The organism is Agriterribacter sp., assembly GCF_035445465.1.
GTDB lineage: Bacteria > Bacteroidota > Bacteroidia > Chitinophagales > Chitinophagaceae > Agriterribacter.
The window spans coordinates 1-10,829 of record NZ_DAOMQT010000086.1; the positions used below are offsets into that span (position 1 = coordinate 1).

The window sequence follows — 10,829 nt, forward strand, 5'->3', positions numbered from 1 at the left end:
GCATGAATGAATTCCTTTGTGCAAAAGGATTTAAAATCCCTGACCGTATCACTCAGCTTTCCGCATTCAGACTGCCAGATAACATGCATATGATTCGTCATTATTACATAAGCACCTATCGAAAGTTGTTTCTTTAACCTGCAATGCTGCATGTTTTTTACCAAAATGTCCCTGTAACACCGGCGACTGAACAAGTCTATCCAGTCTACAACAGTAAAAGTCAAAAAATGCAATCCGTGCTGGTTTCGAATTTTATAGCCATCAGCGTTTTCGTAACTCATAGGTGGTGTTTTTAGTTGGCTAATTGTGTTCATCGCCGGAGGCGATAATACTATCGTATGAGGCGAGGACGCCTCATACAGCGTTCTCTGACGGCAGTCAGGGTCGCCTCATACAGCGTTTGCATTACATGCAGCACAATTAAAGTGTTGTTTCATAGTTTTTATTCTAAGCGATGAATAAACCTTGTATCTATACATCTATTTCTACTTTTTTTTCTTTTGAAGCCATTCGGCAACACTCCATTTTCCGGAACCTGAAAAAAAGAAAACCAATCCCAGCAATACAAATAAAAAAGGATGCTGGTCTTCGTACCATATTTTTCCGCTACCTACGTAAAAAGCAATATACAGCATGGTAGCTATTAATACCAGCGAAGCAAGCCGGGTGAATAATCCGATAGTCAGGAATATGCCCGCCAGTAATTCCGCACTCTTGCCGATATATACCACAAATAAGGGTGAGTCAAATTTTTTAAAGAAATCCCATTCCGTATATTCTTTTATCTTACCGGCATCAAAAACTTCCCATCCATGATAAACCATGAGCAGTCCAACGATGATGCGGATAAAGGCAAGTCCGCTTTGCTGTGCAACGGGCGATGATGAAAGCAGCTTTATCATAACCAACATTTAATGATGTTGTAATAAATTGCATTGCTATTATTGCTGTTCGATGATTTGCTGTTCGTGGCGTCTTCGCCACGAACGGTTTTGTTATCGCCTCCGGGCGATAACAATGAACTATACCACCGGCCATTTAAAGGCAGATTGCAACTGTATTTTTTTACCCGTATCGCCGGAAGCTCTTGCCGCTTCTATTACTTCCAGCACATGCAATGCATGTTCGGCAGCTATCAGCGGCTCATTGCCGGTAATGAGCGATGCTGCAACAACACTTGCTCCCTGTTGCCATACATAGGTTCCGGGGTCGGGCACATGCCTTACCGGTGGTTCTGTAAATGAAGTAGCCAGATCCACACCAAACGGCGCCCAGTCATATCCGATCAACCCCATATTGCCTTTTGTTCCCCAAATGGTGATCGTAGGGTTTTGCTGCCCTTTTCCCTCATGGCCGTACGGATCAAAATAATTGAATCCGCATTGTACATGTGAAATAATGCCTTCCCCATGATCCATTAACAGCATGGTGTTATCTTCCGCTTCTACCTTTATCTTCCCTTTATTATCTACCGTTCTTTCAGGTGTTACAATACTGGTCATGGCCATCACATGTTTTGCAGGGCCAAGTAACCCTGTTAAGGTGGCAATATTATATACGCCAAGATCGGGGAGACTGCCTCCATCCTTTTCATAAAAAAAGGCCGACCAGGTAGGCCCCAGGTGGCCGTAATGCGCGTGTGCGGAGGAAATCTTCCCCAACTTACCTTCACGGATGGCTTGTGACATAAATGCAAATTGCGGACTGTTTACTACTGCAGGTGCACCCCATATCCGCAGGTTTTTACCTTTAGCCAGATCCAATAATGCTTTCCCTTCTTTATAGGTATTTGCCATGGGTTTTTCGCTCCACACATGCTTTCCGCTCTGCAGCGCCTGCTTATTCAGCCGGCCATGTTCCTGCATATCGGTAAGCGTTACCAGCAAATCAAAAGGAGCGCCCGCCAATTGCTGATCAATATGCGCATACTGATGGGGAACATTGAATTCCTGCCCTCTTTTTTGGGCGCGGGAGAAAACAATATCGCACACGCTTACCAATTCAACAGCAGGCGATTTTGATAAATGGGGTAAGTATACCCCGGAAACACTACCACAGCCTATTACGGCCACCTTGATTTTTTTATCGGGCTTTGTACGTGCAAAGCCCTCCAAAGAAGATAACAGCATGGCAGCCCCGGCCATGGCAGTGTGCTGTAAGAACTGCTGACGGGTGAAGGTTCTCATAACAATTGTTTTAGTGTAATTTAATAAAAAAACTTGTTAAAGCAACAGGTGAAATAAGGTGCCGGCTGGCACCAGTAAGCCATCGGCGGCCGGAGCAAAAATCAAAATCATAATAACAAGAGCGATAAAGTACATATGGTTCGTTTGCCACCACGGCGGGGGGGCTGCCAATGACGGGCAAATGCGAACTCCGAAGCGCAACTATAAGCCACAAACGATAAAATAAAAACTCCGAGGCCTTATACTTTCAAAAACACTTTCTTCTTATACAAAAAATACAGGAAGGCCCATTTTACAGCGATAAAGCAAAACACAAAAACAACCGGGCCGTAAGGATTTCCGGCCAGTTGGGTAAGCCATTCAAAAAGAGCGTTCGTGGTATATTTCCAGTCAATAAAATGGCCCGACATGTAAATTAAAATGGAATTCATACCGATGACCACAAAAAAGAAGGCCCACTTTTTATATCCCTTTACATCTATAATATAATAGAAAACAGCCAGCAGCAGCATGCTTATGCCGCCCACCAGGATTGCGAAGGAACTTGACCACAAATTTTTGTTGAAAGGAAAAACAATGTTCCATAGGAGGGCAACTGCAATAAGCGCAGCGCCGGCGGCGATCAAACGTACTACTTTTACATCAGGTGAAAGTTTGCTGTTTTTCAGAAAGCCTCCTGTTAATATACCTAACAGTCCGGTAGCAATAGCGGGGATGGTAGAAAATAACCCTTCAGGATCATGCATATTATTTACATACAACTTACCCGGAAGGAATAAACGATCAAAATAGGAGGCAAAATTACCTTCAAGAGTAAGGTTGCCTGCAGGAAATCCAGGGGCAGCGGTGCACAACAAGACGAACCAATATCCCAATAACAAACTCCCTGTCCATATTATCCGGCTTCTTTGGCTTTTGGTATACAAATAAATAATATTAGCAAACATATATGCTAATCCAATTCGCCCCAGCACACTGCCAAACCTCATTTCTGAAATGGGTTGTATGCGCAGGTCATTATTATAAATGATGCCCAGCACAACCAATATCAGTCCCCGCTTAACTACGCGCCATAGTAATTTTTGGCGGGGCGTGCCTTTTTCTAACTGCCGGCCAACGGAATAGGGAGTGGCAACGCCGGCAATAAAGAGGAACAGGGGAAATATCAGGTCGTAACACCGGAAGCCATTCCAGTCCGGATGTGAAAACTGGTGCGACAAACCGTTCCAGAACGGTGAGTCTGTTGCTTTGGAAAGCGCGTGAAAGATGCGTTCGCCTCCCATGATCCAGAACATATCAAAGCCTCTAAGGGCATCTAAGGAATACAGGCGCTGTGAGCCTAAGGTTTGAGACATACGAAGAGCATTATATAAGATGGGTTGAAAAAAACCACCGAATATAAGCATTATTGGGTTTCAGGGTTTGACGGCAAGAAAGTTTTCTTTATAAAAAAAAAAGGTTAATATTGTATACTCGGTTTTGTGTATATATACACATTGTAGAGAAAACTTATATACTTATAAACTCTAATTTGTTCATTATGTTGCCAAAACGTTTGCTGCAATGTATTGCCCTGTCAATATTTTTGCTATGCTTCTCTCTCTCCACCGCGTTAGCTCAAAACAAAACCATTACCGGTAAAGTAACCGATAGTAAAGACAGTTCTCCTTTAGTAGGGGCAACTATTCAGGTTAAAGGCTCCCGCTCAGGCACTACTACCGATACGAAAGGCGATTTTACTATTGCGGTTCCTGCTGCTGCCAAAATATTAGCGGTATCGGCTGTTGGTTATGAAAGCCAGGATGTGCCTATTGACTCCGATAATCTTACTATTTTGCTTGTTGCTTCTACTTCCAGCTTAGATGAAGTGGTAGTAGTGGGTTATGGTACTGCCCGTAAAAAAGATCTTACCGGCGCCGTTGCTTCGGTACAGGAAAAGGATTTTAACAGAGGGGTTATCACAGCCCCCGACCAGCTTATACAAGGTAAGGCTGCAGGCGTGTTGGTAATTAATAATACAGGTCAGCCGGGTGGTTCTACCACCATAAGGGTACGGGGCAGCTCTTCCATCAGATCAGGTAACCAGCCATTATTTGTTATTGATGGTGTGCCGCTTTCCGGCGGTTCATCCCGGCCCGGCACAGGCGGTGGCGGTGATTACGGAAGCGATGGAGGTAACCCTTTAAACTTCATTAATCCTAATGATATTGCCGGAATGGAAATATTAAAGGATGCTTCTGCCACTGCGATTTATGGTTCAAGGGGAGCTAACGGCGTTATTATCATTACTACCAAACGTGGCAAAAGCGGAGCGCCCCAATTGGATGCCAGCGCCTCTGTAGGAGTATCAAACGTTCTGAAGAAGCTTGAAGTGCTGAACGCTGATGAATACAGAAAGGTTTTACAGGATTACAATATAGCCAGTGGGGATTACGGCGCAAATGAGGATGCCTGGGATGCTATAACCAGAACAGCCATTACGCAAAACTATAATACAGCAATAAGCGGTGGAACGGAAAACGGCAGGTACCGTGTTTCTGCGGGTTATCTTAACCAGGAAGGTGTAATTGAAACATCTCAGTTAAAGAAGATCACTGCCAATTTAACCAGCAGCTTTAAATTCCTGGAAAGCAAGAAGCTCGGTTTGGACGTTAATGTGCTTGTTACCCAAACCAACGAAAATATTGCACCGATATCTGCTTTTGTAGGATTTACCGGTAACGTTATATCACAGGCTTTGCAATGGAACCCTACCTTAAAAGTGAGGCAGAGTGCCGATTCAATAACTACCCTTCAGGGAACAACCATTAACCCATTATCATCTCTTGCTTATTATAAAGACAGGGCGGTAATAAATACAATTATTGCAAGTATTTCTCCGTCATATAAAATAACCGATGACCTGGAATATAAATTCTTATACAGTGTTAACCGCCAAACCGGTGTTAGAAAAGGAATGATTGATCGTCGCTTAAACCTTGATGGAGTGCTTGATCACGGTGTTGCCTTTATTGGTAATGATGAGCAAACCAACCAGCAGATCACCAATACCTTAAGCTATAATAAAGAAGTTGCTTCAGGATTCAATGTGAATGCTGTTGCAGGACATGAATGGCTGATTTTTGACAACCGTGGTAATGGTATGTCCGGCAAAGATTTTCAAAATATAGGGCTCAATTATTACAACTATATACAACAGGGGATCACTTCAAACAGAGAGATAGGCTCTTACGCTTCACCCACCACAGAATTACAATCTTACTTTGCCAGGGCTATCCTGAATTTCCAGGATAAATACCTTATCACGGGTACATTCCGTGCGGATGGCTCTACCCGTTTTGGTGAAAATAAAAAATACGGTTATTTCCCCTCTCTGGGAGCTGCATGGAATATCAGCAATGAATCTTTCATGGACGGGAACAATATTTTCAGCAATCTTAAACTGCGTTTTGGCTGGGGTAAAACAGGTAACCAGGAATTTGTATCCGGCGCATCATTAGCGCGTTTCTCAATAGGAGGTAACAATGGTGGATATTCTCAAACCAATTTTGCCAATCCTGACCTGAGATGGGAAACATCAGCTACTACCAATGCGGGTATTGATTTTGAAGTATTGGATGGCAGGCTATACGGTTCCGTAGATTATTTCTATAAAAAAACCACAGATGTTTTGTTTGAAAGAACATTGGCTCAGCCTGCACCAAATGGTAAAATATGGGTGAATCTTGATGGATATGTATTAAATAAAGGTTGGGAAATTACTTTAACAGGTGCGTTGATGAGAAATGAGAATATCAACTGGAATATTACAGGTAACGCGTCATTCCTGAAAAACACCGTGAAAGGCCTCTCGGGATTTTACCAGACAGGAGCATTAAGAGGACAGGGTTTCTCCGATGTATATGGTCAAAGAGTTGTTAGCGATCAACCATTGAATGTATGGTATCTTGGTGTTTTTGAAGGTATTGACAAAGCAACAGGGCAAAGTATCTATAAGGAGGGTGATCCTTCTGCATATAAATACTACGTTGGCAGCCCTAATCCTACAATGCTTCTGGGCTTATCAACTGATTTCTCTTACAGGAAATTTACGGCAACCATTAATATGAACGGAACGTTTGGCCACTATTTATTTAACAATACCGCAGCTACAGTATTAGGAATTGGCAATCTTGGAGGTGGCAGAAATGTTGCCAAGTCAATATTTGATACGGATGCAAAAGAAGCTACATCAAATGCTCCGGCTCCTTCTACCCGCTATCTTGAAAAAGGGAACTACATGAAAATGGCTAATGCAACCCTAAGCTACAGGATAGGGAATATCGGGAATGCTTTTAAAAATGTAAACATCTCACTTACCGGCCAAAATCTTTTTGTAATAACAAAATACAGCGGGTTTGATCCGGAAGTAAGCACAGATGGCTCTGTTGACGGGATACCGTCAATAGGAATAGATTATATTCCTTATCCTTCAGCAAGAACGGTTATACTGGGGGTTAATTTTTCACTATAGCATGCCATTAAACAAAATGAATAAACTTAGTTATATGAAATATATGAACAAAATATTGTTTGTTCTTCTGATGGTGGTTTCTTTTTCCTGCACCAAGTTAGAAGAATCTTTCAATAGTGAAATAAGTCAGAATGATTTAAGCAGCGTTACTGCTGAAGGCTTATTAACTTCAACCTATAATTCCTTTGCTACATACCAGGATGGTAATTTCTGGCATCTTCAGGAGCATACATCCGATGAAGCGATTGCTCCAACCAGAGGACCGGACTGGGATGATAACGGGCAATGGCGCGCTTTACATGCACACACATGGAATGCAGATCACGGGCAAATTAACGGTGCTTTCAGCGACCTCCTGTCTGCTCAGTTTAATGCATCCAATGTACTGCAATTCAACCCCAGTACACAGCAGGCTGCTGAAGCAAGGTTTTTAAGAGCCCTGACTATGTTTTCTGTAGTAGACGGATGGAACCAGGTTCCCTTCAGGGAAGATCTTTCCGATTACAGGTTTGATCCTGTTACACTCAAAGGAACCGAAGCCACGGATTTTATTATCAGTGAGCTTAATGCGATCATGAATGATTTGCCTGATAATGTTCCGGCTTATATAGCAAGTAAAAATGCTGCAAAAGTCTTATTGATGAAGACCTATCTTAACAGGGGTGTTTTCAAAGATGATCGTACTAATCCCACTTTTGATCCGGCAGATATGAACCAGGTAATAACACTTGCTGATGAGATTATTGGTAGCGGTAAATATGCGTTGAGCGATGCGGGCAAGTACTTCGATAATTTTGCTCCAACCAATAATGATATATCTAAAGAAAATATATTCACTTTTTTTAATGAAAACGGTATACGCGGGTCTGACATACGGAATGCCTGGTACCAGATTGCACACTATAATATGGACCCGGGAGGATGGAATGGCTTTGCTACATTATCTGATTTTTATGATAAGTTTGAAGCCTCTGACGAAAGAAGAGGTATAAACTATGTTTATCCGGGAACCCTTCCTAATCCCGGTAACAGGCAGAATGTTGGTCTTTTAGCCGGGCAACAATACAATCTTACTACAGATGCACCATTGAAAGACAGACAGGGGGTTAACCTTGCTTTTACAAGAGAAGTTAGCCTGCGTGAAACAGGAAGCAATCTTGAAATGACTGGTATAAGAGCAATAAAATACCCGTATGATTATGCAACATCAGGCGACCAGAAAAATAACGATTGGGCCTATTTCAGGTATGCCGATGTATTATTAATGAAAGCAGAAGCGTTGTTAAGAACAGACAAGGCGGGAGACGGCCTTATAATTGTAAATTCATTAAGAGCAAAGCGTGGCGCAACCGCACTTGCTTCGTTAACCGAAGTGAACCTGCTTGATGAAAGAGGCCGTGAATTTTATTGGGAAGGCTGGAGACGCCAGGATCTGGTTCGCTTTGGAAAATACAATGATGCCTGGCAGGAAAAAACAGCGGATGATCCTAAAAATTTGCTGTTCCCTATTCCGGCTAATCAGTTAGCGGTTAATCCTAATCTTATTCAGAACCCGGGATATTAGTTTTTTCTGAATTATAATAATGCAAAGGCTGCCTTTAAAGCAGCCTTTCTTAGTGTATCATCATACAGCTTATTTTTGACGAAAGTTTTTCATTACCTGTATAAACTGAAGCCCTTTAATGCAACCATGTTTTCTTTATAAATTATCCATATTCTTTTTTATGCTATGCTCTTTTTTTTCCTGCAAGGAAGAGGATAAAAAGAATAATGCTCAATCCCTATTATTTACAGCCATGGAGCAAACCGGTATTAATTTTTCAAACAATATCCATAATACCAAAGACTTCAATATTTTCAGTTATCGCAATTTTTACAATGGAGGAGGGGTGGCTATTGGGGATATCAATAATGATGGACTCGCCGATGTTTTTTTTACAGCCAATATGGGGAGTAATAAATTATACCTTAACAAAGGCAATTGGAGCTTTGAAGATGTTTCTGATAAGGCAGGGATAGAGGCAGAGCAGGATTGGAGCACCGGAGTTGTGCTGGTAGATATCAATAACGACGGCTGGCTTGATATTTTTCTTTGTAACGCGGGTTATATTGATGGCCGTCTGCCAGAGTGTAAATTGTTTATCAACAATCATGATTTAACATTTAAAGAATCCGCGGCTGAGTATGGGCTTACTAACCGCGGCGGATACACAACACATGCTGCTTTTTTTGATTATGATATGGACGGTGATCTGGATTGTTTTATTATCAATAACAGCTTTATTCCTGTTAACACTTTAAATTATGCCAATAAAAGGAATTTACGTGCAGCCGATTGGCCCGTTGCCGACTTTTTGAAAGGCGGGGGAGATCGCTTGTTGAGAAACGACAATGGAAAATTTACTGATGTTAGCAAAGAAGCAGGAATTTACGGCAGCCTGATCAGCTTTGGATTAGGCGCAACGGTAGGCGACATAAATGGAGATTATTATCCTGACATATATGTTTCGAATGATTTTTTCGAGCGGGATTACCTGTATATAAACCAAAGGGACGGCACATATAAAGATGAATTGCAAAACTGGATGCAACACACCAGCCTTGCCTCAATGGGCGCTGATCTCGGTGATATTAACAATGATGGGCTGCCGGATATTTTTACTACCGACATGCTGCCCTACGAGGATAAGCGCATTAAAACTACTACCTCATTCGAAAATTACGATGTATATCAGTTAAAAGAAAAATCCGGCTTTTATCATCAGTTCACGCAGAATACTTTGCAGCTTAATAGCGGGGCAGGAAAATTTCATGAAATTGCCTACTATAGTGGTGTTGCCGCTTCAGACTGGAGCTGGGGTGGTTTGATTTTTGATGCAGACAATGACGGCTGGAATGATATTTTTGTATGTAATGGTATTTATCACGATGTGACCAATCTTGATTTCATGAATTTTTTTGCCAATGATATGATTCAGAAAATGGTACTTACCGGCAAGAAAGAAGAAATTGAAAGTATTATTAATAAAATGCCTTCTGTGCCCATATCGAATAAGGCCTTCAAAAATAATGGCAACCTCACTTTTAAAGATGCAGGTACCGAATGGGGCTTAGATCGGCCTTCCTTCTCCAACGGTTCCGCCTACGGCGATCTGGATAATGATGGTGATCTTGACCTCGTCACGAATAATGTAAACGGACCTGCTTTTGTATATCGCAATAATGCAAGAGCGCAAAAAGCTAATCACTATATTGCCATTACACTTAAACAAGCTGACAAGAATATCTTTGCTATCGGCAGTTCCATTAAAGTCTTTTCAGGAGATACGATATATACCCGTGAGGTTATACCAACCAGAGGCTTTCAATCTTCTGTTGATTATAAAAATATTATTGGGTTGGGCAACAATAAACCTGATTCAATGATGATCATATGGCCGGACCGGTCTTATTCCATGCAGTACAATCCGGCGGTTGATACCACTTATATAATCACTAAGCCCCTCCATACCGAAAAAGGATTGCCCCATAACAGCACTACAGCTACTTTTTTGCAACCCATTGCATCTTCTTTTGATAAACACGCGGAAGATAATTATGTGGATTTTTATCATGAGCGCAATATCCCTGTTCTGTTGTCGCGCGAAGGACCAAAAGCTGATACCGCGGATGTAAATAATGATGGACTGACAGACCTGTATGTGGGAGGTGCTGCCAACCAGCCCGGTCAGCTATATATGCAGCAACCCGATGGCAGCTTTATAAAAAAAGCGGAGCCGCTTTTTGATCGCTTTGCCATGTTTGAAGATACCGGCGTATTGTTCTTTGACTGTGATAACGATGGAGACCAGGATCTTTTTGTTGGTGCGGGCGGTAACAATCGCCAGCAGGGGATGCCTGAGCTGCAACACCGGTTATATATCAATGATGGAAAGGGGAATTTTAGTATTGGTAACAGGCGTTTGCCATCTAATGCTATGAATATTTCCGTAGTTGTAGCAAACGATTTTGATAATGATGGAGACCCCGATCTTTTTATAGGAAGCAGAAGCGTACCGTTTGCATACGGTATATCGCCGCAAAGTTATTTATTGGAAAATGACGGGAAGGGCAACTTTACAGATGTTACA

At 42.0% G+C, this 10,829-nt stretch carries 7 protein-coding genes; 3 read left to right on the plus strand and 4 right to left on the minus strand.

The genetic code is table 11. The annotated features are described in order from the left end of the window. The 4 genes from PLE34_RS20780 to PLE34_RS20795 all read right to left on the minus strand — a co-directional run. Window positions 1-281 (minus strand): transposase (locus PLE34_RS20780; RefSeq protein WP_502875901.1); only part of this gene is annotated, 281 nt, incomplete at its 3' end. A gap of 204 nt (window positions 282-485) precedes the next feature. Further along, window positions 486-902: a DoxX family protein gene (locus PLE34_RS20785; RefSeq protein WP_324560201.1), complete on the minus strand. Its 417-nt coding sequence runs from the start codon at window positions 900-902 to the stop codon at window positions 486-488. A gap of 120 nt (window positions 903-1,022) precedes the next feature. After that, window positions 1,023-2,186, minus strand: a complete 1,164-nt coding sequence (locus tag PLE34_RS20790; protein WP_324560203.1) for a Gfo/Idh/MocA family protein — start codon at window positions 2,184-2,186, stop codon at window positions 1,023-1,025. 239 nt (window positions 2,187-2,425) lie between these two features. Further along, window positions 2,426-3,541, minus strand: a complete 1,116-nt coding sequence (locus PLE34_RS20795) for an acyltransferase family protein (RefSeq protein ID WP_324560205.1) — start codon at window positions 3,539-3,541, stop codon at window positions 2,426-2,428. A 185-nt stretch (window positions 3,542-3,726) separates the two neighbouring features. Between PLE34_RS20795 and PLE34_RS20800 the strand changes: the two genes are divergently transcribed. From PLE34_RS20800 to PLE34_RS20810, 3 genes are all read left to right on the plus strand, one after another. Next, window positions 3,727-6,699: a SusC/RagA family TonB-linked outer membrane protein gene (locus tag PLE34_RS20800; RefSeq protein WP_324560207.1), complete on the plus strand. Its 2,973-nt coding sequence runs from the start codon at window positions 3,727-3,729 to the stop codon at window positions 6,697-6,699. Between the two features lie 34 nt (window positions 6,700-6,733). Continuing rightward, entirely contained in the window at window positions 6,734-8,263 is a 1,530-nt protein-coding gene (locus tag PLE34_RS20805; protein ID WP_324560209.1) for a RagB/SusD family nutrient uptake outer membrane protein, read from the plus strand. Window positions 8,264-8,423: 160 nt separating this feature from the next. Further along, window positions 8,424-10,829, plus strand: a 2,406-nt coding sequence (locus PLE34_RS20810; protein WP_324560211.1) for a VCBS repeat-containing protein, incomplete at its 3' end; no start/stop codon positions are given.

Coding starts and splice junctions, on each gene's coding strand:
- PLE34_RS20790 (WP_324560203.1), bottom strand. CDS start 2,186: ATGAGAACCTTCACCCGTCAGCAGTTCTTACAGCACACTGCCATGGCC.
- PLE34_RS20800 (WP_324560207.1), top strand. CDS start 3,727: ATGTTGCCAAAACGTTTGCTGCAATGTATTGCCCTGTCAATATTTTTG.
- PLE34_RS20805 (WP_324560209.1), top strand. CDS start 6,734: ATGAAATATATGAACAAAATATTGTTTGTTCTTCTGATGGTGGTTTCT.
- PLE34_RS20785 (WP_324560201.1), bottom strand. CDS start 902: ATGATAAAGCTGCTTTCATCATCGCCCGTTGCACAGCAAAGCGGACTT.
- PLE34_RS20795 (WP_324560205.1), bottom strand. CDS start 3,541: ATGTCTCAAACCTTAGGCTCACAGCGCCTGTATTCCTTAGATGCCCTT.